Raw genomic sequence first — 25407 nt, 5'->3', positions numbered from 1 at the left:
CAGGAAATTGCATTTTGTCCTTTTCAAGCCTCATCAAAATGACTCGTCAATGGTTTCAGAGCCAAGCGCCTGAAGCCTTGTTTGATCGTCAATTGGTATGGATTGCTTTAGGTTTGATGCTGACTGGGCTTGTGATGGTGACATCGGCTTCGTTTCCTATCAGTTCGCGTTTAACGGATCAACCGTTTCACTTTATGTTTCGTCACGCCATTTTCTTGATGCTGGCCATCGTGACATCGAGTGTGGTGTTGCAAGTGCCAATGAAACGTTGGATGCAATACAGCTCGGTGCTACTTGGCGTCTCTTTTATGCTGCTGATTGTGGTTTTGCTCGCGGGCAAATCGGTCAATGGTGCCTCGCGTTGGATCCCTTTGGGGTTATTTAACCTGCAACCTGCTGAGGTCGCGAAACTGTCACTGTTTATTTTCATGGCTGGTTACTTAGTTCGTAAACAAGATGAAGTGAGGCAAACCTTTTTTGGTGGTTTCATGAAACCGATTATGGTGTTTGGAACCTTGGCTATCTTGCTACTTGGTCAGCCAGATTTGGGAACCGTGGTTGTGATGCTGGTGACTCTGTTTGGTATGCTGTTTATTGCTGGGGCAAAACTGTCACAATTTATTGCGCTCATGGTGGCTGGAATTGTTGCGGTAATCGCACTGATTGCGGCAGAGCCTTACCGTATTCGCCGTGTAACTTCATTTCTTGACCCGTGGGAAGACCCGTTTGGCAGCGGTTATCAATTGACTCAATCTTTGATGGCCTTTGGTCGTGGAGAGTGGTTTGGTCAAGGGCTTGGTAACTCGATTCAAAAGCTAGAGTACTTACCTGAAGCGCACACTGATTTCGTATTTGCAGTGCTGGCTGAAGAGCTCGGTTTTGTTGGCGTTGTACTGGTTCTACTGCTGATTTTTAGTCTGGTGCTTAAAGCGGTGTTTATCGGTAAAAAAGCCTTTGAGCATGATCAGCAATTTGGTGGCTATCTGGCCTTTGGTATTGGAATTTGGTTTGCATTCCAAACACTCGTCAATGTGGGTGCTGCAGCGGGTATGGTGCCGACTAAGGGCCTAACGCTGCCCTTGATCAGTTACGGCGGTTCAAGCTTAATTATTATGTCGGTTGCGGTGTCGATCTTATTGAGAATTGATCATGAGTGTCGACTCAAAGATCGCAATCGAGTGTCTATAGAAAAAGAATCCAATGATAAACAATAAACGTTTAATGGTTATGGCTGGTGGCACGGGGGGACATGTTTTTCCCGGTCTCGCTGTGGCTAAACAGCTCCAACAGCAAGGTTGGCAGATCCGCTGGCTAGGGACTGCTGATCGGATGGAAGCAGAATTAGTGCCTAAACATGGTATTGAGATCGACTTTATTCAGGTCAAAGGTTTACGTGGCCAAGGCATAGGGCGTTTGCTGAAAGCGCCTTTTCAAATTGTGAACGCGATTTTTCAAGCGCGTCGTTATTTGAAGCAGTGGCAACCTGATGCGGTGCTCGGTATGGGCGGATACGTCAGTGGCCCCGGTGGCGTGGCAGCGTGGTCTATGGGAATTCCCGTTGTGCTTCACGAGCAAAATGCCGTAGCAGGGTTAACCAACCGTTGGCTTTCAAAAATTGCCAAACGCGTATTTCAAGCCTTCCCCGGAGCCTTTACTGAGGCGCAAGTCGTAGGTAACCCTGTACGTCAAGATGTCGCTACATTACCCGCACCGCAAGTACGCTTTGCTGAGCGAAATGAACCGATCCGCATTCTCGTGATGGGCGGCAGCCAAGGTGCGCAGATTCTCAACCGAACTTTGCCTGACGTACTAGCTATGCTTGGCGATAATTACCAAGTTTGCCATCAAGCAGGCAAGAATAATCAGCAGTCGGTTGAGCAAGCTTATCGCGCGCTTCAGATCAAAAATGCACACGTTACTGAGTTCATTGAGGATGTGGCTGGCGCTTATGCGTGGGCTGATTTACTGGTGTGCCGCTCGGGAGCATTAACGGTTTCTGAAGTGGCAGCGGCCGGTGTTGGCGCTATATTTATCCCTTTTATGCATAAAGACCGACAGCAAGCGCTTAACGCGGATCACTTAGTCGCTTGTGGTGCGGCCAAAATGATTGAACAGCCGCAGCTCACAGTAGAAAAACTAGCGCAAGAGATTGCTTCTCTTGAGCGTCATGATCTGCTGTTGATGGCGCAACAAGCGCGTGCAGCCGCACAACTGGATGCTGATAAAGTCGTTGCCGACGCTATCATCGCACTTACCCAATAACGAGAAATTTTTCATGACCATTAAACATACTCAAGATTTAGCTCAAATCCGTGCCATGGTGCCAGAGATGCGCCGCGTCAAGTGTATTCACTTTGTCGGTATTGGTGGGGCGGGAATGAGCGGAATTGCAGAAGTATTGCTCAATGAAGGCTACCAAATTACCGGCTCAGATCTCGCTTCCAACCCTGTGACTGAAAGATTGGCAAATAAAGGGGCTATCATTTATATCGGTCATCAAGCCACTAATATTGAACTCGCCAGCGTGGTGGTAGTCTCTACTGCAATCGATGAGCTAAATCCTGAACTGAAAGCGGCGCGTGAGCGACGCATTCCTATTGTTCGTCGTGCAGAAATGTTGGCGGAATTAATGCGTTTTCGTCATGGCATTGCGGTGGCTGGTACGCATGGTAAAACAACGACTACGGCATTGGTTACGCAAATTTATTCTGAGGCTGGTTTAGATCCCACGTTTGTTAATGGCGGGTTAGTCAAAAGCGCTGGCACCAATGCGCGTTTGGGTTCAAGTCGGATTTTGATTGCTGAAGCTGACGAAAGTGATGCTTCATTCCTTCATCTTCAGCCTATGGTTAGTATCGTGACCAACATCGAAGCTGATCACATGGATACGTATGGCGGTGATTTTGAAACGCTCAAACAGACCTTCATCGATTTCCTACACAACCTGCCATTTTATGGTCAGGCGATATTATGTATTGATGATCCTGTTGTGCGTGAAATCATTCCACGTATCAGCCGTCAAGTGATCACCTACGGTTTTGCCGATGATGCAGATGTCAGGATTGAGAATTACCATCAGCAGGGGCAACAAGGCCAGTTTACGGTCGTCAGACAGGGACGAGCCAATTTGGATATCACGCTTAATATTCCAGGTCGTCATAATGCGCTTAATGCCTCCGCGGCTATTGCAGTGGCAACGGAAGACGACATCAGCGATGAAGCGATTTTAAAAGCGATGGCTAGCACCCAAGGTACGGGACGTCGTTTTGATCATCTGGGCGAGTTTGATACGGGCAATGGGGTTGCGATGCTCGTTGATGATTATGGTCATCATCCGACCGAGGTGGGCGTGACTATTAAGGCGGCGCGTAGTGGTTGGCAAGAAAAACGGCTAGTGATGATTTTCCAACCCCATCGCTACAGTCGAACTCGCGATCTGTATGATGATTTTGCCAATGTACTGGAGCAAGTCGATGTGCTGATCATGCTCGATGTCTATGCAGCAGGAGAAAAGCCGATTGCGGGAGCCGATGGTCGATCGTTGTGCCGAACGATACGCAGTCGCGGTAAAATCGATCCTATTTTTGTTCCCGACAGCACCATACTGCCTTCGATTCTGGCTAATGTATTACAAGATGGTGACCTCGTGCTGACGCAAGGTGCTGGGGATATCGGCAAGGTAGCGAAACATTTAGCGGGACTCGAACTGAATATCAGTAAAATGCAACAGGTTTAATTTAAATGGCTTATTTGTGTATCAATATTGAATAACATGGTATCCAGTCCAGATTTATTACTTTCAATGTTTGATACTTTCAGCGACCTCAGTATAATCCGGAGGTTAAAGTCAGTGCTTTTACCTCTATTGTGAACCAAATAGGGCATGCGATTGCGATTTAGAAACAGGAACATCAGGCTTTGTTAATGAATGTGTTCGATGAAAGCCGAGCTGTGTCCCGTTCGCCACTCATAAAAGATCACGCCGCTGGCGCTATTTTTTTATTTGTGGTGTTGTTGCTGATAAGTTCACTCATTTATTCAACACTCAGTTGGATGTGGGACGAACAGAGGCTACCGCTTTCAAAAATTGTTCTACAAGGTGACTTGCAATACGTATCTTCGCTAGATGTGCAGCGCGCTTTTGCTCAGTTGGATCATATCGGTACTTTCATGTCGCAAGATATTAACGTACTTCAATCGAGTGTACAGGTCATCCCGTGGGTGGCCCATGCATCGATTCGTAAACAATGGCCTGACACAATAAAAGTGTTTCTGACAGAGTATAGAGCGGTAGCGATTTGGAATGGCAACGCTTTGTTAGACGGATATGGCACGGTATTTAATGGTGATATTGGTCAATTGAACGGCGATAGAGTGAAACTTTATGGCCCGCAAGGGACCAGTCACGAAGTACTGGATGTTTGGAATAAAACGAACCCTAAGTTTCAATCATTAAACTTAAATATATCGTCACTGTTACTCAACGATCGTCGAGCGTGGCAAATAATTTTAGATAATGGCATCCGCTTAGAGTTAGGTAAAGAATCACTAGATGAGCGAGTTGCACGTTTTATTTCGCTGTATAAGAATTTAGGTAATAAAGCTGAACAAGTTAGCTATATCGATCTTAGATATGATACAGGAGCCGCAGTAGGTTGGTTCCCTGAACAAGAAGCACAAGAGAGTAAAAATGACTAAGACCGCTGATGACAACATTATTGTTGGTCTTGATATAGGCACAGCCACCGTGTCAGCTTTAGTCGGTGAAATACTGCCTGACGGTCAAATTAATATTATTGGCGCTGGTACGAGCCCATCCCGTGGGATGGATAAAGGGGGAGTTAACGATCTTGAATCGGTCGTTAAGTCTGTCCAAAGAGCGGTTGACCAAGCAGAATTAATGGCGGAATGCCAAATTAGTAATGTGTTTCTCTCTCTATCTGGGCGACATATTGCGAGCCGTATTGAAAAAGGCATGGGAACTATTTCGGATGAAGAAGTTTCTCAAGAGGATATGGATCGAGCTATTCATACCGCCAAATCAATAAAAATTGGGGAAGAGCAAAGAATATTGCACGTCATTCCTCAAGAATTTACGATTGATTACCAAGAGGGAATTAAAAACCCGCTTGGTTTATCAGGTGTGCGCATGGAAGTGAGCGTGCATCTTATTTCTTGTCATAATGATATGGCGAAAAATATTATCAAAGCGGTAGAACGCTGTGGTTTAAAAGTTGAACAACTGGTTTACTCTGGTTTAGCGGCAAGTAATGCAGTTATTACGGAAGATGAGCGAGAGTTAGGTGTGTGCGTGATTGATATAGGCGCAGGCACTATGGATGTTGCTATCTGGACCGGTGGTGCGTTACGACATACTGAAGTGTTTTCTTATGCAGGAAACGCAGTAACCAGTGATATTGCTTTTGCATTTGGCACACCAGTCAGTGATGCTGAAGAGATTAAAGTGAAATATGGCTGTGCGCTGAGTGAATTGGTAAGCAAGGATGATACCGTTAACGTCCCAAGTGTAGGAGGAAGACCTTCGCGAAGTTTGCAAAGACAAACCTTGTCGGAAGTGATTGAACCTCGCTACACTGAATTAATGGGATTAGTTAACCAAACTATAGATACTGTCCAAGACAAATTGCGCAAAAATGGTATTAAACACCATTTAGCTGCTGGTGTTGTTTTAACTGGCGGCGCTGCGCAAATTGAAGGTTTGGTTGAGTGTGCGGAACGCGTTTTCCGCAATCAAGTTCGCGTAGGCAAGCCTTTAGAGGTGAGTGGCCTTACAGATTACGTAAAAGAGCCGTATCATTCTACGGCGGTTGGTTTACTTCATTATGCGAAAGAGAGCCAAATTAATGACGACACGGAATACAGCGAACCGAAACGCCAATCCATGTCGAGCTTAATTGGTCGTTTGCGTAACTGGATACAAAAAGAGTTTTAACCTGAGTTGCAGGGAAAACGGAGATAACACATGTTTGAACCGATGATGGAAATGTCTGACGATGCTGTAATTAAAGTCGTTGGAGTTGGTGGTGGTGGCGGTAACGCTGTTGAACACATGGTGCGTGAGTCCATCGAAGGCGTGGAATTCATCAGTGTCAATACCGATGCGCAAGCACTTCGTAAAACAAGCGTAAGTAGCGTCATTCAAATTGGTGGTGATATCACTAAAGGTTTGGGTGCTGGTGCAAACCCGCAAGTTGGACGTGATGCAGCTCTAGAAGACAGAGAAAGAATTAAAGAAGTTCTGATGGGTGCCGATATGGTGTTTATCGCAGCTGGTATGGGCGGTGGTACAGGTACAGGTGCTGCTCCTGTTATTGCAGAAGTTGCCAAAGAACTGGGTATCTTAACCGTAGCGGTTGTCACGAAACCTTTCAGTTTTGAAGGAAAAAAACGTTTGGCATTTGCTGAGCAAGGTATTGAAGAGTTGTCAAAACACGTTGACTCTTTGATTACCATCCCTAATGAAAAACTACTGAAAGTGTTAGGTCGTGGTATTACCTTACTTGAAGCATTTGCGAGTGCGAATGATGTACTTAAAAATGCAGTGCAAGGTATTGCAGAGCTAATTACACGCCCAGGCATGATTAACGTGGACTTTGCTGACGTACGTACTGTGATGTCAGAAATGGGCCACGCGATGATGGGTAGTGGAGTGGCTCGCGGCGAAGATCGTGCTGAAGAAGCGGCAGAGATGGCAATTTCTAGCCCTCTTTTGGAAGATATTGATCTTGCAGGCGCTCGTGGCGTGTTGGTCAATATTACTGCTGGTTTGGATATGCGACTAGACGAATTCGAAACCGTCGGTAATACTGTTAAGGCGTTTGCTTCTGACAATGCGACAGTTGTCATCGGTACTTCGTTAGATCCTGATATGGCAGACGAAATTCGCGTGACTGTTGTTGCAACGGGTATTGGCAATGAGAAAAAGCCAGACATTACTTTAGTTGCAGGCGGTAAAGCCAAAGTCGCACCAGCAGTTCAACCACAAATGGTTCAGCAAGCAGCGAAAATCGAAGAAAAAACGGCACAGCCTTTGCAAGAAAGAGCAGAAGTGAAACCGCAATCAGCATCGTCGTCAACTGTTTCATCTTCTTCCGGTGCAAGCCAAAATACGGCACCGAAAGCAGATAAGGAAAATGGATATCTTGATATCCCAGCATTTTTACGTCGTCAGGCTGATTAACAATTAGACATAATTTGACACTGTTCAAAATTATGGTAGCATTCGCGGTCGGTGCTTTACCGACCGTGTTTTGTCGCACTGACATAGAGGCAAGTAGATGATCAGACAACGAACTCTGAAAGAAATAGTGAAAACAACTGGGGTGGGCTTACACTCTGGTCGTAAAGTCACATTAACGCTTCGCCCTGCTGCTGCAAACACTGGGATCATTTACCGCCGTACTGATGTCAATCCTCCAGTAGACTTCCCTGCGGACCCTGAATCTGTTCGCGATACCATGCTATGTACTGCTTTGGTCAACGATGAAGGTATTCGTATCTCTACTGTTGAGCACTTAAATGCAGCATTAGCGGGCATGGGAATCGACAACGTTATCATTGAAGTTGACGCACCTGAAATTCCTATTATGGATGGTAGTGCTAGCCCATTTGTTTACTTGCTACAACAAGCGGGCATTCAAACGCTGAATACACCAAAACGTTTTATTCGAATTAAGAAACCAGTTCGATTTGAAGATGGTGATAAGTGGGCGGAACTTGTACCCCATAACGGTTTTCGTATGGATTTTGAGATTGACTTTCAACATCCTGCTATCGATTCTGATGAACAACGCATGGTGTTTGATTTTTCCTCGCAAGGTTTCGTCAAAGAAATTTCAAGAGCTCGTACTTTTGGTTTCATGCGTGACATTGAGTACCTACAATCGCAAAACCTCTGTTTAGGTGGTAGCTTTGATTGCGCCATCGTATTAGATGAATACCGTATTCTTAATGAAGAAGGTTTGCGTTTTGCCAATGAGTTTGTCACTCATAAAGTATTGGATGCCATTGGTGACTTGTACATGTGTGGTCATTCCATTGTGGGTGAGTTCCGTGCTTATAAATCAGGCCATGGTTTAAATAACCAGCTACTGCGTGCGGTCTTAGCCGACCAAGAGGCGTGGGAATGGGCTACTTTTGAAGAAGAAGTTGGCTCTCCAGTGGCGTTTGCTGAACCAAATATGGTTATCGCTTAATCGCAATTTTTAAATAAAAAGGCCAGACAACTGTCTGGCCTTTTTATTTGTACTAATTCATTGATGACGCTTATTTGGGCCTAGCCAATTTCGCTAAATTTTCCAAACGTTTTTTGACTTTAGGGGAAGCGCTACTCGCCACCATCAGTAATGCCTGGGCCGTATTTTCAGATAGTGGTGGGCGAGCAACCGTTTCTTTTTCTTCTTTCATACCACGATTACGATAGAGCGCTGGGTTTATCTTGAGCTCAATGCTGATCAATTTGGCAAATCCTTGGTTGCGTAACTGATTCAAAATGTGTAATCGGTCATAATCAAGCTTCATTTTTATTGATGCACTGGCCACTTCAACGATTAAGTGACCACCGCGCACATTAGCGGCTCGGACATGATCGGCCGTACCTTTAGGAAGCAACTTATTGAGCACTTTATTTAAAGCGAGGATCTCGGTGGCATGTTGCTGTATTTTTTTCAGAGATGAATCGCTGATCAGTTCTTTCGTTAACGTGGGACGGTGATCGCGCATGGTGTCTCCCTCTTAAGTTGCCATTCAATTCTATTGTGGTGCCTATGATGCGTATAGTAATAAATCCATTTTATTGCTTAAACAGTGCTCAAAAAGCGTAAAAATATTAAGTGTGCTTCAAACAAATAGTTTTGCTATTGGTTGTTGCCGCAAAAATTCCTTACACTATGCGTTACATAATTATTTAATACCTTGAAAATAAACCTCACCGTCACAATATCTGTGATACATGATTTATCTCAGTATCCTTAGTTCAAAACTGGTAGAGACTGACGGCATTAAGAGTAGATCGAAAACGATCTAATAAAGAGAGATTCCTGACACATGATAACTAAGCTACTGACAAAGGTTATTGGCAGTCGCAATGACAGAACGCTGCGCCGCCTTAAAAAAATTGTCAAAGAGATCAACAGCTACGAGCCTACTTTTGAAGCACTAACTGATGAAGAATTAAAAGCCAAAACGGTTGAGTTTCGTCAACGTTTAGAGCAAGGTGAAACCTTAGACCAATTACTTCCTGAAGCATTTGCCACCGTGCGTGAAGCGTCCAAGCGCGTATATGGTATGCGTCACTTCGACGTACAGTTGATCGGCGGTATGGTTCTCAACGCGGGTCAAATCGCAGAAATGCGCACTGGTGAAGGTAAAACGTTAACCGCGACTTTACCTGCGTATCTCAATGCCTTGCCTGGCAAAGGCGTGCACATTGTTACTGTCAACGATTATCTTGCTAAACGTGACGCAGAAACAAACCGCCCACTGTTTGAATTTTTAGGCATGACGGTCGGTATTAACGTACCCAATATGCCACCACAAGAGAAAAAACTTTCTTATCAAGCCGACATTCTTTACGGAACCAATAACGAGTTTGGTTTCGATTACTTACGCGACAACATGGCTTTCCGTAAAGAAGATCGTGTACAGCGTGAACGTTTCTTTGCCGTAGTCGATGAAGTAGACTCGATTCTTATTGATGAAGCGCGAACGCCGTTGATCATCTCGGGTCCTGCAGAAGATAGTTCTGAGTTGTACATCCGCATTAATACCCTCATTCCACTTCTGCAAAAGCAAGATAAAGAAGATTCTGAAGAGTATCGTGGTGATGGTCACTACACGGTTGACGAAAAATCAAAACAAGTTCATTTGACTGAAACGGGTCAAGAATTTGTTGAAGAGTTGATGGTGAAAAATGGTTTGATGGAAGAGGGCGATACTCTTTATTCACCCACGAACATTAGCTTACTTCACCACGTCAATGCCGCATTGCGTGCGCATGTGTTATTTGAGAAAAACGTTGATTACATCGTGACAGAAGAGGGCGAAGTGGTCATCGTTGATGAGCACACTGGCCGCACTATGCCAGGTCGTCGTTGGTCTGAAGGTTTACACCAAGCTGTCGAGGCGAAAGAAGGTGTTAAAATCCAAAACGAGAACCAGACTCTTGCGTCGATCACCTTCCAAAACTATTTCCGTTTATACGAAAAACTTTCTGGTATGACGGGCACTGCCGATACCGAAGCGTTCGAATTCCAATCGATTTACGGTTTGGAAACCGTGGTGATCCCAACCAATAAACCTATGGTTCGTGATGATATGCCTGATGTGGTGTATCGCACTGAAGCTGAAAAATTTGCGGCGATCATTGAAGACATCAAAGCGCGTGTTGCAAAAGGTCAACCAACCCTAGTCGGTACGGTTTCGATTGAGAAATCTGAACTACTTTCTAATGCGTTGAAGCAAGCTAAAGTGAAACATAACGTGCTTAACGCGAAATTCCATGAAAAAGAAGCAGAAATTGTAGCGCAAGCGGGTATTCCGGGCGCGGTGACGATTGCGACTAACATGGCTGGTCGTGGTACTGATATTGTATTGGGCGGCAGCTGGCAGGCACAAATTGAGCAGCTAGAGAATCCAACACAAGAGCAGATCGATGAGATCAAAGCGAAGTGGAAAGAGGTTCATAACCAAGTGTTAGCCGCTGGTGGTCTGCACATTATTGGTACTGAACGCCACGAATCTCGTCGTATCGATAACCAGTTACGTGGTCGTTCTGGTCGTCAAGGGGATGCGGGTTCTTCACGTTTCTATCTATCGATGGAAGATTCACTGCTGCGTATCTTCACCTCAGATCGTATGGCAAGCCTTATCCAAAGTGGTATGGATGAAGGTGAAGCGATCGAAAGTAAGATGCTTTCTCGCTCGATTGAAAAAGCACAACGTAAAGTCGAAGGACGTAACTTTGATATTCGTAAACAGCTTCTTGAATACGATGATGTTGCTAACGATCAACGTAAAGTAGTTTATGAGCTGCGTGATGAGCTCATGGAAGCAGACGATATCAGCGAAATGATTGAGCAGAATCGTCAAGATGTTCTGACTTCCGTTATTGACGAATACATTCCGCCACAATCACTTGAGGATATGTGGGATGTTAAAGGATTGGAAGATCGTTTGAAAAACGATTTTGATTTAGAGCTGCCATTACAGCAATGGCTAGATGCTGATGATAAATTGTACGAAGAAGCGCTGCGCGAACGTATTCTTGAACAAGCGGTTAGTGTGTATCGTAAAAAAGAGAAAGCAGTTGGGGCTTCTGTTCTGCGTAATTTTGAAAAATCGGTCATGCTACAAACTCTGGATACCTTGTGGAAAGAGCATCTAGCGGCGATGGATCATTTGCGCCAAGGCATCCACCTACGTGGCTACGCGCAGAAAAACCCAAAACAAGAGTACAAGCGTGAGTCATTTGAGCTGTTTGAAGAACTACTGAATTCTTTAAAAACCGATGTGATTACTATCTTGTCGAAGGTGCGCGTACAACAGCAAGAAGAAGTTGAACGTATGGAAGCACAGCGTCAAGCGCAAGCGGAAGAAGCCGCGCGTCGCCAACAGTTCCAGCACCAAAGTGCCGACAGTTCGGTTGCAGATGAAGCTTCTGAAGATCAAGGGCACCAGCCTATGGTTCGTGAAGAGCGTAAAGTTGGTCGTAATGAGCCTTGCCCTTGTGGTAGCGGTAAAAAGTACAAACAGTGCCACGGACAGATCAACTAATCCCTTGAATGATCACCCCAAGAGTCGCTTAGGCGACTCTTTTTTTAACTCAATATTTCTCATCTTTATTTTCTAGGTTGGGAAGTCGGCGAATCGGAGTCTTTATGAAACGTGTTCATATTGTTGCGGCTATTATCTTCAATAGCGATAAATCAGAAATTTACATTACCAAACGACCAGATCATCTTCACAAAGGCGGTTTTTGGGAGTTCCCTGGCGGCAAAGTTGAAGCGGGAGAAACAATTGAACAAGCCATTTGCCGCGAGCTAGATGAAGAGATTGGTATTCATGTTACTGAGCAATCTCCTTACCAATACCTTGAGTTTGACTATTCAGACAAGTCCTTAACTTTTGATTTTATTTGCGTGACACAATTTGATCATCAGCCGTATGGTAAAGAAGGGCAGCAAGGAGAATGGGTAGCGGTTTCTGAGTTGGCAAACTATTCATTTCCTGAAGCCAATACGCCCATCGTCGAGCGCGTCATGAAAGAGTTTGCCTAAGTCGCTAGCCACCACAAGCAAATGTTGATAGTTTACAGAAACACCTTGAACGAAGAGAAACGATGCAAGCTTAAGCTGATGTCGTCACAATGGAGAATAACGCAATGGTGAGAATTGCGATTGCAGGAGCGGCGGGTCGAATGGGCCGCAATTTGGTGAAAGCCACTTATCAAAATAACCATGCTCGAGTGGGTGCGGGCTCAGAGCGTCCTGAGTCCTCGTTGGTTGGTGTTGATATCGGTGAGTTATGCGGTGAAGGGCGATTTGATATCGCGTTGGTGGATAACCTAGAGAATGCCGTAGATAACTTCGATGTCATCATTGATTTTACAGCTCCTGTGAGCACCTTAGCCAATATTGAGTTATGTAAAAAACACGGTAAGAAGCTAGTGATTGGCACAACGGGCTTTTCTGAAGCAGAAAGAGCACAAATCAATGCTGCCGCACAACAGATTGCGATTGTCATGGCTCCTAACTACAGCGTTGGGGTTAACCTTGTTTTCAAATTGCTTGAAAAAGCGGCTAAAGTGATGGGTGATTACTGTGATATTGAGATCATTGAAGCCCACCATCGTCATAAAGTGGATGCTCCGTCAGGAACCGCAATTGGCATGGGAGAGGCGATTGCTAATGCTATGGGTAACCAACTGAGTGACGTTGCCGTCTATGCGCGAGAAGGTATTACCGGTGAACGTACTAAAAATGAGATTGGTTTTGCTACGATTCGTGCTGGCGATATTGTGGGTGAGCATACCGCGATGTTCGCTGATATCGGTGAACGTGTAGAAATCACCCATAAAGCGACGGATCGTATGACTTTTGCCAATGGTGCAGTGAGAGCAGCGGTTTGGCTTGCTGATAAACCTGCGGGTTTTTATAGCATGACTGACGTGTTAGGTTTGAACGATCTTTGATTACATAATTATGCGTCAGTGTTTGCTGGCGCATCTTTGTTACACCTCTTTTTACCGATTTAATTATCTCTCTTTATTTTTACTTTACTGACTTGCTTTTGTTGTGTTTTAGGTGGGTATTGCTTTCTTTTTGTTTTAGATGCCTGAAATTGTACTTATTCTCTGCTTGATTAACGTTTGCGTGATTTTGTTTATCGTTGATTGTTTAAAATGCATCAAAGAGTTTCAGTTTGCTGATTCTAATTCCTCCATTCTCATTTTTTTACTCATCAAACCTATTTTTTTACTGTCTTAGGTTCGCTTTTTATCTCTAACGCTTTAAATGTTGCCTTAATTTATTATGAAATGTTGACAGTAATCATGGTGGTCATTAGAATACCGCCAATTTGTCTAAATCACCCTATGGCGCGACTCTATGGCCTTAAGGAAGACAGATTTGCAGTTTAATTTATATTTTTTGCATTTTTATTCTGGAGGTTGTCTTGAGTAAGTCAGCACTGTTAGTCCTAGAAGATGGGACGGTGTTCCACGGTGTATCCATTGGCGCTGATGGAATATCCGTTGGTGAAGTCGTCTTTAATACCTCGATGACGGGGTACCAAGAAATCCTCACTGATCCTTCCTATTCTCAACAAATCGTTACTCTTACTTACCCCCACATAGGCAATACCGGAACCAATTCCGAAGACGAAGAATCCTCTTCTATCCATGCACAAGGCCTTGTGATTCGCGATCTCCCTCTTATCGCTTCTAACTTCCGTAATGAACTTTCCCTTTCTGACTACCTTAAATCACAAAATATTGTGGGCATTGCCGATATCGACACGCGCAAGCTAACGCGCATTTTGCGTGAAAAAGGAGCTCAGAATGGCTGCATTATGGCAGGTGACCATTTAGATGAAGCATTGGCGCTGGTAAAAGCCAAAGAGTTCCCCGGTTTAAAAGGAATGGATCTTGCGAAAGAAGTTACAACAAAAGAAGCGTACCAATGGAAACAAGGTTCGTGGACGCTCGAAGGTGGACTTCCTGAAGCGAAAGATGACAGCGAGTTGCCCTATCACGTTGTTGCCTACGATTTCGGTGCAAAGCGCAATATCCTCCGTATGTTGGTTGACCGAGGATGCCGCCTAACTGTGGTACCAGCACAAACCTCGGCTGAAGAAGTTCTAGCGCTGAAACCTGATGGTGTCTTTTTATCAAATGGCCCTGGTGACCCAGAACCATGTACTTATGCGATTGAAGCAACCAAAGTGTTCTTGGAGAAAGGGCTGCCTATTTTTGGTATCTGTTTAGGACACCAAATTTTGGCATTGGCGTCTGGTGCGAAAACAGTAAAAATGAAATTTGGCCACCATGGCGCGAACCATCCAGTGAAAGATTTGGATCGTAATGTGGTGATGATTACGGCACAAAACCACGGTTTTGCTGCTGATGAAGCAACGCTGCCTGTCACACTTCGTGCAACGCACAAATCGCTATTTGATGGTTCACTACAAGGAATTCACCGCACCGATAAACCAGCCTTTAGCTTTCAGGGACACCCTGAAGCGAGTCCTGGCCCGCACGATGCCGCCCCTTTGTTTGACCATTTTATTGAACTAATTAAAAAGCACACAGCGTAATTCGGAGTAGTAGACAATGCCAAAACGTACTGACATTAAAAGTATTCTAATTCTAGGTGCTGGCCCGATTGTAATCGGTCAGGCTTGTGAGTTTGACTACTCTGGCGCCCAAGCATGTAAAGCCCTGCGTGAAGAGGGTTACCGAGTGATTTTGGTCAACTCGAACCCTGCCACTATCATGACTGACCCAGAGATGGCCGATGCGACTTATATTGAGCCTATCCATTGGGAAGTAGTGCGTAAAATCATCGAAAAAGAGCGCCCAGACGCGGTATTACCGACCATGGGTGGCCAAACTGCATTGAACTGTGCACTTGAACTGGAAAAGCATGGTGTTCTGGCTGAGTTTGGCGTTGAGATGATTGGCGCAACGGCTGATGCGATTGATAAAGCGGAAGATCGTTCTCGCTTTGATAAAGCGATGAAGTCAATCGGTTTAGCTTGTCCTCGCGCTGATACGGCAAAAACGATGGAAGAAGCTTACCGCGTTCAAGAGATGGTGGGTTTCCCTTGCATTATTCGCCCTTCATTTACCATGGGTGGAACCGGCGGCGGTATCGCTTACAACAAAGAAGAGTTTGAAGAGATCTGCCGCCGTGGCCTTGATCTTTCGCCAACCAACGAGTTGTTGATTGATGAATCACTCATCGGTTGGAAAGAGTACGAAATGGAAGTGGTTCGCGATAAAGCGGACAACTGCATCATAGTCTGTGCGATTGAAAACTTTGACCCAATGGGTATTCACACGGGTGACTCGATCACGGTAGCTCCTGCGCAAACGCTAACTGACAAAGAATATCAGATCATGCGTAACGCATCGCTAGCCGTACTGCGTGAAATCGGTGTGGAAACGGGGGGTTCGAACGTACAGTTTGGTATCAACCCGAAAGATGGCCGCATGGTGATCATCGAGATGAACCCACGTGTTTCTCGCTCTTCGGCTCTTGCATCGAAAGCGACGGGTTTCCCTATTGCCAAAGTTGCGGCCAAATTGGCGGTAGGTTTCACACTTGATGAGTTAATGAACGACATTACTGGTGGTGCAACCCCAGCGTCGTTTGAACCAACTATTGATTATGTTGTGACGAAAATCCCTCGCTTTAACTTCGAAAAATTTGCCGGTGCTAACGATCGCTTAACCACGCAAATGAAGTCGGTGGGCGAAGTGATGGCGATTGGTCGTAACCAACAAGAATCGCTGCAAAAAGCACTGCGTGGGCTGGAAATTGGCGTAAACGGCCTAGACGAAATGGTTGATTTAGACGCGCCAGATGCACTGACTAAAATTCGCCATGAGCTGAAAGAAGCGGGTGCTGAGCGTATTTGGTATATCGCAGATGCTTTCCGCGCTGGTTTGTCAGTGGATGGGGTCTTCAACCTGACTAACGTTGATCGCTGGTTCTTGGTACAAATCGAAGAACTGGTCAAAATGGAACAAGAAGTCAAAGCGGGCGGTTTTGCTGGCTTAAATGCGGATGTTCTACGCAAGATGAAGCGCAAAGGTTTTTCGGATGCGCGTCTCTCTTCACTGCTTGGCGTGGCTGAAAGTGAAATTCGTCGTATGCGTGACCAATATAATATTCATCCGGTTTACAAGCGTGTCGATACTTGCGCGGCGGAGTTTTCGTCTGATACGGCTTACATGTACTCCTCTTATGATGACGAATGTGAAGCACAACCGACCGATAGAGACAAAATCATGGTGCTCGGCGGTGGTCCAAACCGTATTGGTCAAGGTATCGAGTTTGATTACTGTTGTGTTCATGCCTCACTCGCGCTACGCGAAGATGGTTATGAAACCATCATGGTTAACTGTAACCCTGAAACTGTTTCAACAGACTATGACACTTCCGATCGCCTCTATTTTGAACCAGTGACACTCGAAGATGTATTGGCGATTGTTCGTGTTGAAAAACCTAAAGGCGTCATCGTGCAATACGGTGGTCAAACACCACTGAAATTGGCTCGTGCACTTGAAGCCGCTGGAGTGCCTATCATTGGTACTAGCCCAGATGCGATTGACCGCGCCGAAGATCGTGAGCGTTTCCAACAAGCGGTTGAGCGTTTAGGTCTGCTGCAGCCAGAAAACGCAACAGTGACCACAATGGAACAGGCGATTGAAAAATCGAAAGACATCGGCTTCCCGCTGGTGGTACGCCCGTCTTATGTTCTTGGTGGCCGCGCGATGGAAATCGTTTATGACGAACAAGATCTGCGTCGTTACTTTAACGAAGCGGTCAGTGTGTCGAACGAATCACCAGTACTGCTTGATCGCTTCCTTGATGATGCGATTGAAGTCGATATTGATGCGATTTGTGATGGTGAGCGTGTCGTCATTGGCGGCATCATGGAGCACATTGAACAAGCGGGTGTTCACTCTGGTGACTCAGCTTGCTCTCTACCGGCTTATACGTTAAGCCAAGAAATCCAAGATGTGATGCGTGAACAAGTTGAGAAGCTGGCGTTTGAATTGGGCGTTCGTGGTTTGATGAACACGCAGTTTGCGGTTAAAGATAATCAAGTTTACCTGATTGAAGTTAACCCTCGTGCCGCTCGTACTGTACCGTTTGTGTCAAAAGCAACGGGCGCACCGCTTGCCAAAATTGCCGCGCGCGTGATGGCAGGGCAGTCTCTAGAGTCACAAGGCTTTACTAAAGAGATCATTCCTCCTTACTACTCAGTGAAAGAAGTGGTTCTGCCATTTAATAAATTCCCTGGTGTTGACCCACTGCTTGGCCCTGAAATGCGTTCAACGGGGGAAGTGATGGGTGTGGGTGCAACGTTTGCTGAAGCTTATGCAAAAGCGGAATTAGGTTGCGGTAATGTTTATCCTGAAGGCGGCCGAGCTCTGCTCTCTGTACGTGAAGGTGATAAACAGCGTGTGGTTGATTTAGCGTCGAAACTGGTGAAATTAGGTTATCAGCTTGATGCTACCCACGGTACGGCTGTAATTTTAGGTGAAGCCGGTATTAACCCACGTTTGGTGAATAAAGTGCATGAAGGTCGCCCTCATATTCTTGACCGTATTAAGAATAATGAATACACCTACATCATTAATACAGCCGAGGGGCGTCAAGCGATTGAAGATTCTAAAGTTCTTCGTCGTGGAGCATTAGCACAAAAAGTCAACTACACCACAACACTGAATGCTGCCTTTGCAACCTGTATGTCTCATACGGCCGATGCGAAGTCATCAGTTACGTCAGTGCAAGAGTTACACGCGCAAGTGAAAGCACACTTAGCATAAGCGTTAAAAAATAATAAATCAGTAGGTCTAAGACCTACATGACAACCTCATTGCCCGCTGAATTAAGCGGGCTTTTTTTATTCGGCCGAATTGAATCGTTTTACCAATGAAGAAGAGATTTGGCCTAGAGGATAGCTTTTTAATTGATGAAAAGTGGGAATGGGTTGTTGTCTTGGCTTTCGCTGTTTTCACCTTTTAAGTGGTGTTATTGTTGGTTTTTATTGTTCAATGCGTTGATAAGAAATGGAACTTTCACTGGAAGTATTAGGCCTGTTGTTTTTGGTTGCAGGGATTGCTGGGTTCATTGATGCGATGGCTGGCGGTGGCGGTTTGCTTACTTTGCCGGCTTTGCTGGCAGTAGGCGTGCCACCGACTCAAGCGCTGGCTACCAATAAGCTGCAAAGCTCATTTGGCAGTTTCTCCGCCACTTGGTATTTTGTACGCAATGGCATTGTGAACCTAAAAGAGATGAAGTTGGCGATAGCTTGTACTTTTATCGGCGCTGCGTGTGGGGCTGAACTTGTGCAGCATATGGATGCCAGTTTGTTGACCAGCTTAATCCCGCTGTTTCTGATCGGTATTTCACTTTATTTTCTACTTGCACCCGCGACGAAAACCCACAATGGGCCTGCTCCATTGTCTGAAACGGCTTTTGCTTTTACGGTCGGTTTTGGTATCGGCTTTTATGATGGTTTTTTCGGTCCGGGCACCGGGTCTATTTTTACGGTCTGTTTTGTCGTGTTAGGTCATTTTTCGTTGATTGAAGCGACTGCAAGAACCAAGGTTCTCAACTTCACTTCAAACATTGCTGCGCTGCTTTTTTTTGTTATTGCTGGCTTGCCGATTTGGAAGATAGGGCTGGTGATGGCCGTCGGTGGTTTTTTAGGGGCGAGAATGGGCGCAAAGATAGTGGTGACTAAAGGGCAGAAATGGATCCGCCCATTAGTTATTGTGATGTCGATGTTGATGGCAATAAAACTTCTTTGGCAACAGCATCAGCAATGGTTGTTATCAATCTTTTGATCCTTGGCGAGCGATAACTATTGCTGCGCAGACAGAGATGAACAGGCCGAACCAAAGGTTGTAGTTCATCAAAATCAAAGTAATAGCGAGGTTCAATGTTCAGTGCTTTAATCACTGAAAGTGGTACTAAAGCAGGCGTCATGCCTCCTAATGCTAATTGCGCTGCGGCCGTATACGAGTCCATTTCCATCTGTGGCGTGATGGCGAGTTTCGCCAATATATCGACTTGATAGGCGTTCGCTGGGTTGGACAAATCATTGGTAACGAGCTGTTTAGGTAACGAAGATAAGGGTGTTTGGCTGACAATGTAAAAGGGTTCATCTACCAGATGAAACGTCATTAGCCCATGATTAGCGGGTAAGTAGCCTGCGCAAAATCCTAATGTCGCTTTGCCTGATTGAACGTGCTGAACAATCCTCGGCGTATGGTTCGTGGTGATAGTGATGAACTTATCGTGCTTGAGGTACTGCCCCATGGTGGTATTAATATAGCCAGCGACTAACGTTTCTGAGCAGTCTATCTTGATCAGTGTGGCATCCGTAAAAGATTGCTGATCGAAAATCAAACCGCATAACTCACTAAAGCTTGGGCCGATAGTTTCAACCAAGGCTTGTGCATCTGTGGTTAATTTAATCTGTCGGCCATCAGGCTCAATCAGCTTTTTACCGACCCTTTTTTCTAAATTAGCAATCCGCTTACTAACGGCGGACTGGCTAATGTAGAGTAGGCTGCCCGTACGCCCCATGGTTTTTTCTTTGCTCAGCACCAGCAAAGTTTCGATACCTTCTAGCAACATAATTAATGACGATGAGGAATAGATTAGCTCATCTTATCGCAAAGCGACCATAACCCATAGCGTCTGTACATGTTACTGTTTGTGGTTTTGATGAGATCGGCTTTATTTATTCAGTGCAAAAGTGGGCAGTGATAAGTGCCAGCGGATCGCGCCAAGTCGAATGATTAAGGTTGAGGCGACTCCGGCCAGAAAGGCGCTTGAGCTATCGTAGCCCATCGCTAGTGCTGTGGTATGAAACAGACCGCCGATGATACAAGCTGTAGCATAGACTTCGCTGCGTAGCACCATTGGAATTTCACGGGCCAGTACATCACGAATAATACCGCCGCCACAGCCCGTGATAACGCCCATGATTACCGCAACCATGGCCGAGTCTTGATAGTTCATCGCCTTTTCAACACCAATGCCAACAAACACCGCTAAACCGATTGCATCACAAACGGGTAAGATCCACCAAGCAACGCGTTTAGGCCTGCGAACCAGCAGCATGGTGAGTAAACAAGTGATGAAAATGACCCAAAGGTAAGTGGTGTCTTTTATCCAGAAAACTGGCGTCGCACCCAATGCCATATCACGAATTGTTCCACCGCCAATTGCAGTAACGCTCGCAAGCACGACCACGCCAAACGGGTCCATTTTTAATCGACCAGCTAATAATACGCCAGAAATGGCAAAGATAGCCGTACCAAATAAGTCAATAAGATAGAGCAGCATGGAGTCCATGTTACTGGGTTCTCTTTAGTCGTTAATGGAACAAAATTCGGGCAGGAATTGTACGAGATTTTATTACGCAAGCGTTAGCGTTTTTGGCGAACGACGGAAAAGTACTCACACACTTCTTCTATCGCTTGCAGTGTTCTGGGCGTTGGTCGATTTAACCAATCTGAGGTTAGTGCCCACACAAACCCGTTTTGTACAGCGGGTAGTTGCTGTTGCCACTTTTGCCACATCGTGCCATTTTTTATCGCATGTTCAGAGGTGAAAATTACATCAGGTTTAGCCAGCAGCACTTGCTCAATCCCAACTTGAGGGTAGGGGGATGCGCTGTTGGCAAAAATATTTTCGCCGCCACAAAATTCAAAGACTTCACTGGGCCAACTGCCTTTGGCCAGTGTGATGATCGGTTTTTCACTGAGTTGATAGAAATAACGAACTTTACTTTGGCTGCCATAACTCTGTTTCAGAGTGATGAGTGATTGACGAAAATCACGCGCCGCTTGCTGGCCGATACTCGGATCATCGGCAAATTGGCTAAGTGCTTCAATATTATTGGCAATGTCATCGAGTTTTTGAGTTTTTGTCGTATAAATCCTCAGCCCTAACTGCTCTAATTTATCGAGCTCCTTCGCCGGATTGCCCGCAGGCCAAGCAATCACTAAATCCGGTTTTAGGGTAAGAATGCGCTCTATATTCAACCCTTGGTAATTGGCCACTTTTTCGAGTTTGAGTGCTTGTGCTGGGTAGTCACTGTACTCGCTGACGGCCACCAATTTATCACCAAGGCCAGCCGAAAAGGCCAATTCCGTGGCATGAGGGGCTAAGCTAATGATGCGTTTAACTTGCGCTTGAACTGGAAAAGCCACGCACAGCGTGACGACAACATTGAGAAACAGTAAACGCATCTAAAATCCTTGATGGACGAGCAGCAGTATCGCGCTCTCTAATGCTATCCACGCGAAAATACGCCAAGCTAACAGTTTTTGGATTTGCGCAAGGTGGAAGGCTGATGGGGCGATACGTCCGCCTATTTTTACGCGCAGGGCTTTTTTATCACCGTAGATAGCTGGGCCACCTAAGGCCAGTGATAGTTTATTGCCGACGGCGGTTAACAACCATGCAGGCCCCGGGAGTGGCCATAAGCGGCTTTGTTGTAACATGGCTGAGAAGGTGTTTGATGCGTTGCGACCAATGATAATCAATAGGCTAAATAGGCGCAGTGGCACAAAGTCAAGCACAGCCAGCAAGCGTACCGATGGAATACCAAAAGGATGAAACGCCGCTCGCGAAGGCGCCCAAGCTCTGGCGAGTTCAGCGATGAGACGGTACATCAACGCGCCAATACCGCCAAGACAGGCGTACCAAAACAGCACCGCGATCACGTTGCGCCCATAGCCAATAATGACGGTTTCAGCGCCCGCCTTACCTAACCCCAGCGCTGACAAGCTATCGGTTTCACGATTCACAAAAGGGGCAAGTACGCTGCGAGCGTATTTTTTGTCTTCTTTGCTGAGTGCGCCGATAAGCTGATTGGCTAATAATTCTTGGCTACGCCAATCAAATGCGAGTAATAGTAGCGCTAAATCAAATAGTTGAGGTTGCCATACCAAAGGTTTTAACGCGACTAAGGTGACCCATGCGGGTAGGCACATCAATAGCCAAGCCAGTGTGCCGGAAAGTAGGCTTTGTGAATAACTGCTACTGGTATTGACTTTATCCGCTAATATTTCCGCAAATTTTCGCCACAAAGTGACGGGATGAGCGTTACGCGGGATGGGTAAAATAAGATGAAAGGCAACCGCTCCCCACATCACGAGGAGCGTACCGTTGGCATACAAGTAGGTGATTAACTCGTCCATGTTGAGTCTGTCACTGCTTACTTAAGCAGTTCGACCATCTTAATCACCATTTCTGATGAGCTTTGTGCGGCAAGCGGTAAAAATTCATCAAAGGACATCGGAGACGCTTTATCGGCTACATCTGAAATGGCGCGAACGACCACAAAAGGCACTTTGAATTGGTGGCAAGTTTGTGCAATTGCTGAAGCTTCCATCTCAACCGCAATCACGGTTGGGAAGTGTTGGCGAATAAAGCTTTGACGCTCAGCGGTACAAACGAAAGCATCCCCGGTACAAATCAGGCCGCGTACCGCGTGCTTATCTTTGATGTGTGTGAGAGCTTGTTCTGCAACGCGGATCAATGCATCATCCGCTTTGAAAGCGGCTGGTTGACCTGCCATTTGCCCCATTTCATAGCCAAATGCTGTTACATCGGCATCATGGTGACGAACTTCGCTTGAAATGACTACATCACCCATGGTTAAGCTTGAATCAAAACCACCTGCAGAACCGGTGTTAATCACTACATCTGGTTGGTATTCATTAAGTAAAAGAGTGGTGCCAATGGCTGCGGCGACTTTACCAATGCCAGATTGTAGCAGCACCACATCCACCCCATGGATTTGACCTGAAAAATAGGTGCAGCCCGCTTTGCTGACTTCTTGAACATTGTCGATTGCGTCTTTTAATATCGCGACTTCTTGCTCCATCGCGCCAATAATGCCGATTTTCATGAGGTTTCTCTTATTCGGTTAGTAGTAAATATTCGGTTGATAGTAAATATCTGGTGAATATACCCTTCCTACTTGAAGCCGCAGCGGTGTTGGCTACGTTCGTTCACCCCAATCACATAGTTTGCCTATGCTCATGGGGACTCACTCACTTGCCGCCTACCTGCAACTCCAAGTTGTTTGGGTATAGCTAAATTGGCCGAAGTTTAGCACGAAACTTTCCGCCAGTGCGATATTGAGCAACTATTCAATCAAGCCTGCTTTGGTGAGGTTTTCTCGCAGTGTTTCTGCTCGCTTACGATTGACGCCCATATCTGAATAACCAATGCGCGATTCAGATCGTACGATTAAACGTCCGTTCTCTATCTTAAGTTCAAGATCATCCACAAATCGCCAAATACGACTGGTGCATTCAATGCGGAGATAATTGTCCTCTTTCACCGCCGTTTTAGAGCGAGGAATAGAAAGCGCTACCGCTTCGATTTTATCTAAAGAGACGCCTGTTTTGAGGATAAAGGGAGAGAGCGAGAACGCGTTACGCTCATCTTGAGTCGAAACGCAATTCGGTTTATTTCCGCAAGGGGTCGCAGTGCGATCGGTCATAGTTGTCACTCCTTGGCTGCAAGCGGTTAGTGTGGCAAACATCAGTAAACTTAGTACTACGCGCATGATAGTCCTTATCAAATGAATCCTCATTACCAATCGCCAAAATACAAGCGAGCTGCAGTGTCGATGGCTGAAGGAAAATGGCCTAAGAAAAAAGGATTCACGTTACCATGAATCCTTCAAGGATATTAAGCAGTTAAGGCTTAAAGACCTAAGTAGTCAAGTATTCCTTCTGCGGCTTTGCGCCCTTCGTCAATGGCCGTGACGACCAGATCGGAGCCGCGCACGGCATCCCCACCAGCAAAAATTTTTTCATTACTGGTTTGGTACTGGAACGATTGCTGCGACGCGGCCTTAATGCGTCCCCATTGATCAAGTTCAACGCCGAATGGCTCAAGCCATGGCATGGCATGTGGCTGAAAACCAAACGCCATAATGACGGCATCGGCTGCCAACACATGTTCGCTACCCGCAACGGGCTCGGGCTTGCGACGCCCAGCGGCGTCAGGCTCCCCTAAAGCGGTTTGCACCACTTTAACGCCACTCACTTGGCCTTGTTCATTGACCTCAATGGCGAGCGGTTGCAGGTTGAACATAAATTCTACGCCTTCTTCTTTGGCATTTTTCACTTCTCGGCGCGAACCCGGCATGTTCTCTTCATCGCGTCGGTAGGCACAAATCACTTTGGCGGCATGTTGGCGAATGGAAGTACGCACGCAATCCATCGCAGTGTCTCCGCCTCCAAGTACCACGACTTTTTTGCCCGCCATATCAATAAATGGTTGGGGTGATTCCAAACCCATCACTTTATAAGTATTTGACACTAAGAAGGGTAGAGCATCGTAAACACCGTTTGCTTCTTCATTTTCTAGCCCTGCGCGCATGTTTTGGTAAGTCCCGACACCGAGAAAAACGGCATCATATTCATTAAGCAGCGTTTGCAGTGTGATGTCTTTACCTACTTCGATGTTGAGCTGAAATTCGACGCCCATCTCACTGAAAATGCGGCGGCGGTTTTCCATTACGCCTTTTTCAAGTTTGAAAGAGGGAATACCAAAGGTTAGCAAACCACCAATTTCAGGATAGCGATCAAACACCACGGGCTTTACTCCGTTGCGCACTAAAATATCGGCTGCGGCTAGGCCAGCTGGGCCTGCACCAATGATCGCCACTTTCTTATCCGTCCACTCCACGTGTGACATGTCTGGTTTCCAGCCCATCTCAAACGCTTTGTCGTTAATGTATTTTTCGATGTTACCTATGGTGACCGCACCAAAGTCATTGTTTAGGGTACAAGAGCCTTCACAGAGGCGATCTTGTGGGCAGACTCGCCCACAGACTTCGGGCAAGCTGTTGGTTTGGTGCGATAGTTCAGCGGCTTCAATAATGCGCCCTTCATTGGCCAGTTTTAGCCATTGCGGAATGTAGTTGTGCACTGGGCATTTCCATTCGCAGTAAGGGTTGCCGCAATCTAAGCAGCGATCCGCTTGAGCAGTCGCTTGCTGTTTAGTAAAGGGTTCGTAAATTTCGACGAACTCGATTTTGCGAATAGTGAGCGGCTTTTTTGCCGGATCAACTCGATTCACATCAATAAATTGGTATACGTTCTGGCTCATT

General features: G+C 45.9%; 21 protein-coding genes. 13 read left to right on the top strand and 8 right to left on the bottom strand.

Annotation, left to right across the window (positions count from 1 at the left end):
- Positions 1 to 38 precede the first annotated feature (38 nt).
- From ftsW to lpxC, 7 genes are all read left to right on the top strand, one after another.
- Positions 39 to 1214, top strand: coding sequence for a cell division protein FtsW (gene ftsW, locus AACT21_RS05740; RefSeq protein ID WP_038148764.1), 1176 nt, complete (start codon positions 39 to 41; stop codon positions 1212 to 1214).
- Entirely contained in the window at positions 1201 to 2262 is a 1062-nt protein-coding gene (gene murG / locus AACT21_RS05735) for an undecaprenyldiphospho-muramoylpentapeptide beta-N-acetylglucosaminyltransferase (protein WP_017046515.1), read from the top strand. Before ftsW ends, murG begins: the two co-directional genes overlap by 14 nt.
- Before the next feature lie 13 nt (positions 2263 to 2275).
- Entirely contained in the window at positions 2276 to 3736 is a 1461-nt protein-coding gene (murC, locus tag AACT21_RS05730) for a UDP-N-acetylmuramate--L-alanine ligase (RefSeq protein ID WP_081244970.1), read from the top strand.
- Between the two features lie 188 nt (positions 3737 to 3924).
- Positions 3925 to 4698 (top strand): cell division protein FtsQ/DivIB, encoded by a 774-nt coding sequence (locus tag AACT21_RS05725; protein ID WP_088718004.1) that lies wholly within the window; start codon positions 3925 to 3927, stop codon positions 4696 to 4698.
- On the top strand, positions 4691 to 5953 hold the full coding sequence (gene ftsA / locus AACT21_RS05720) for a cell division protein FtsA (protein WP_094163219.1): 1263 nt from the start codon (positions 4691 to 4693) through the stop codon (positions 5951 to 5953). Before AACT21_RS05725 ends, ftsA begins: the two co-directional genes overlap by 8 nt.
- A gap of 30 nt (positions 5954 to 5983) precedes the next feature.
- Positions 5984 to 7201 carry a cell division protein FtsZ gene (gene ftsZ / locus AACT21_RS05715; protein WP_017042647.1) on the top strand — a complete coding sequence of 406 codons (1218 nt, stop codon included), beginning with the start codon at positions 5984 to 5986 and terminating at the stop codon, positions 7199 to 7201.
- Positions 7202 to 7298: 97 nt separating this feature from the next.
- On the top strand, positions 7299 to 8216 hold the full coding sequence (gene lpxC / locus AACT21_RS05710; RefSeq protein ID WP_094163217.1) for a UDP-3-O-acyl-N-acetylglucosamine deacetylase: 918 nt from the start codon (positions 7299 to 7301) through the stop codon (positions 8214 to 8216).
- A gap of 70 nt (positions 8217 to 8286) precedes the next feature.
- Here the strand turns inward: lpxC and AACT21_RS05705 are convergent, their stop codons facing one another.
- Entirely contained in the window at positions 8287 to 8742 is a 456-nt protein-coding gene (locus tag AACT21_RS05705) for a DUF721 domain-containing protein (RefSeq protein WP_017046518.1), read from the bottom strand.
- A gap of 324 nt (positions 8743 to 9066) precedes the next feature.
- On the opposite strand from AACT21_RS05705, the gene secA reads away from it, so the two are divergent.
- The 6 genes from secA to AACT21_RS05675 all read left to right on the top strand — a co-directional run bounded on the left by secA (position 9067) and on the right by AACT21_RS05675 (position 19102).
- Complete coding sequence (secA, locus tag AACT21_RS05700) at positions 9067 to 11793, top strand: preprotein translocase subunit SecA (protein WP_094163216.1); 2727 nt, start codon at positions 9067 to 9069, stop codon at positions 11791 to 11793.
- A 104-nt stretch (positions 11794 to 11897) separates the two neighbouring features.
- On the top strand, positions 11898 to 12296 hold the full coding sequence (mutT, locus tag AACT21_RS05695) for an 8-oxo-dGTP diphosphatase MutT (protein WP_026029143.1): 399 nt from the start codon (positions 11898 to 11900) through the stop codon (positions 12294 to 12296).
- A gap of 104 nt (positions 12297 to 12400) precedes the next feature.
- Complete coding sequence (gene dapB / locus AACT21_RS05690) at positions 12401 to 13210, top strand: 4-hydroxy-tetrahydrodipicolinate reductase (RefSeq protein ID WP_026027267.1); 810 nt, start codon at positions 12401 to 12403, stop codon at positions 13208 to 13210.
- Between the two features lie 482 nt (positions 13211 to 13692).
- Positions 13693 to 14832: a glutamine-hydrolyzing carbamoyl-phosphate synthase small subunit gene (gene carA, locus AACT21_RS05685; RefSeq protein ID WP_094163214.1), complete on the top strand. Its 1140-nt coding sequence runs from the start codon at positions 13693 to 13695 to the stop codon at positions 14830 to 14832.
- 16 nt (positions 14833 to 14848) lie between these two features.
- Positions 14849 to 18079 (top strand): carbamoyl-phosphate synthase large subunit, encoded by a 3231-nt coding sequence (carB, locus tag AACT21_RS05680; protein WP_094163212.1) that lies wholly within the window; start codon positions 14849 to 14851, stop codon positions 18077 to 18079.
- 243 nt (positions 18080 to 18322) lie between these two features.
- Positions 18323 to 19102 (top strand): TSUP family transporter, encoded by a 780-nt coding sequence (locus AACT21_RS05675; protein WP_094163210.1) that lies wholly within the window; start codon positions 18323 to 18325, stop codon positions 19100 to 19102.
- On the opposite strand, the gene AACT21_RS05670 is transcribed toward AACT21_RS05675, so the two are convergent.
- From AACT21_RS05670 to AACT21_RS05640, 7 genes are all read right to left on the bottom strand, one after another.
- Complete coding sequence (locus tag AACT21_RS05670; RefSeq protein ID WP_094163209.1) at positions 19026 to 19898, bottom strand: LysR family transcriptional regulator; 873 nt, start codon at positions 19896 to 19898, stop codon at positions 19026 to 19028. The two genes, AACT21_RS05675 and AACT21_RS05670, sit on opposite strands and share 77 nt — an antisense overlap.
- A gap of 102 nt (positions 19899 to 20000) precedes the next feature.
- Positions 20001 to 20621 (bottom strand): TRIC cation channel family protein, encoded by a 621-nt coding sequence (locus AACT21_RS05665; RefSeq protein ID WP_013856095.1) that lies wholly within the window; start codon positions 20619 to 20621, stop codon positions 20001 to 20003.
- 74 nt (positions 20622 to 20695) lie between these two features.
- The gene (gene btuF / locus AACT21_RS05660; protein ID WP_088729140.1) at positions 20696 to 21520 is read right to left on the bottom strand and encodes a vitamin B12 ABC transporter substrate-binding protein BtuF; all 825 of its coding nucleotides are present in this window, start codon (positions 21518 to 21520) and stop codon (positions 20696 to 20698) included.
- A complete protein-coding gene (locus AACT21_RS05655) occupies positions 21521 to 22474 on the bottom strand; it encodes a cobalamin biosynthesis family protein (RefSeq protein WP_094163208.1) in 954 nt (317 codons plus the stop codon).
- 17 nt (positions 22475 to 22491) lie between these two features.
- Positions 22492 to 23187: a 5'-methylthioadenosine/S-adenosylhomocysteine nucleosidase gene (gene mtnN / locus AACT21_RS05650; protein ID WP_013856098.1), complete on the bottom strand. Its 696-nt coding sequence runs from the start codon at positions 23185 to 23187 to the stop codon at positions 22492 to 22494.
- Positions 23188 to 23427: 240 nt separating this feature from the next.
- On the bottom strand, positions 23428 to 23853 hold the full coding sequence (locus tag AACT21_RS05645) for a DUF1499 domain-containing protein (protein ID WP_081244961.1): 426 nt from the start codon (positions 23851 to 23853) through the stop codon (positions 23428 to 23430).
- Between the two features lie 140 nt (positions 23854 to 23993).
- Positions 23994 to 25406: an FAD-dependent oxidoreductase gene (locus AACT21_RS05640; protein ID WP_026027954.1), complete on the bottom strand. Its 1413-nt coding sequence runs from the start codon at positions 25404 to 25406 to the stop codon at positions 23994 to 23996.
- Between the last annotated feature and the right edge of the window lies 1 nt (position 25407).

The sequence above is a fragment of the Vibrio sp. V08_P9A1T1 genome (genome assembly GCF_963874405.1).
Classification (GTDB): domain Bacteria; phylum Pseudomonadota; class Gammaproteobacteria; order Enterobacterales; family Vibrionaceae; genus Vibrio; species Vibrio anguillarum.
This window is presented reverse-complemented; position numbering and strand designations above follow the sequence as displayed.

Excerpts from the sequence above, each read along its gene's own strand:
- ftsW (WP_038148764.1), top strand. The coding sequence starts at position 39 with ATGACTCGTCAATGGTTTCAGAGCCAAGCGCCTGAAGCCTTGTTTGAT.
- murG (WP_017046515.1), top strand. The coding sequence starts at position 1,201 with ATGATAAACAATAAACGTTTAATGGTTATGGCTGGTGGCACGGGGGGA.
- murC (WP_081244970.1), top strand. The coding sequence starts at position 2,276 with ATGACCATTAAACATACTCAAGATTTAGCTCAAATCCGTGCCATGGTG.
- AACT21_RS05725 (WP_088718004.1), top strand. The coding sequence starts at position 3,925 with ATGAATGTGTTCGATGAAAGCCGAGCTGTGTCCCGTTCGCCACTCATA.
- ftsA (WP_094163219.1), top strand. The coding sequence starts at position 4,691 with ATGACTAAGACCGCTGATGACAACATTATTGTTGGTCTTGATATAGGC.
- ftsZ (WP_017042647.1), top strand. The coding sequence starts at position 5,984 with ATGTTTGAACCGATGATGGAAATGTCTGACGATGCTGTAATTAAAGTC.
- lpxC (WP_094163217.1), top strand. The coding sequence starts at position 7,299 with ATGATCAGACAACGAACTCTGAAAGAAATAGTGAAAACAACTGGGGTG.
- AACT21_RS05705 (WP_017046518.1), bottom strand. The coding sequence starts at position 8,742 with ATGCGCGATCACCGTCCCACGTTAACGAAAGAACTGATCAGCGATTCA.
- secA (WP_094163216.1), top strand. The coding sequence starts at position 9,067 with ATGATAACTAAGCTACTGACAAAGGTTATTGGCAGTCGCAATGACAGA.
- mutT (WP_026029143.1), top strand. The coding sequence starts at position 11,898 with ATGAAACGTGTTCATATTGTTGCGGCTATTATCTTCAATAGCGATAAA.
- dapB (WP_026027267.1), top strand. The coding sequence starts at position 12,401 with ATGGTGAGAATTGCGATTGCAGGAGCGGCGGGTCGAATGGGCCGCAAT.
- carB (WP_094163212.1), top strand. The coding sequence starts at position 14,849 with ATGCCAAAACGTACTGACATTAAAAGTATTCTAATTCTAGGTGCTGGC.
- AACT21_RS05675 (WP_094163210.1), top strand. The coding sequence starts at position 18,323 with ATGGAACTTTCACTGGAAGTATTAGGCCTGTTGTTTTTGGTTGCAGGG.
- AACT21_RS05670 (WP_094163209.1), bottom strand. The coding sequence starts at position 19,898 with ATGTTGCTAGAAGGTATCGAAACTTTGCTGGTGCTGAGCAAAGAAAAA.
- AACT21_RS05665 (WP_013856095.1), bottom strand. The coding sequence starts at position 20,621 with ATGGACTCCATGCTGCTCTATCTTATTGACTTATTTGGTACGGCTATC.
- btuF (WP_088729140.1), bottom strand. The coding sequence starts at position 21,520 with ATGCGTTTACTGTTTCTCAATGTTGTCGTCACGCTGTGCGTGGCTTTT.
- AACT21_RS05655 (WP_094163208.1), bottom strand. The coding sequence starts at position 22,474 with ATGGACGAGTTAATCACCTACTTGTATGCCAACGGTACGCTCCTCGTG.
- mtnN (WP_013856098.1), bottom strand. The coding sequence starts at position 23,187 with ATGAAAATCGGCATTATTGGCGCGATGGAGCAAGAAGTCGCGATATTA.
- AACT21_RS05645 (WP_081244961.1), bottom strand. The coding sequence starts at position 23,853 with ATGCGCGTAGTACTAAGTTTACTGATGTTTGCCACACTAACCGCTTGC.
- AACT21_RS05640 (WP_026027954.1), bottom strand. The coding sequence starts at position 25,406 with ATGAGCCAGAACGTATACCAATTTATTGATGTGAATCGAGTTGATCCG.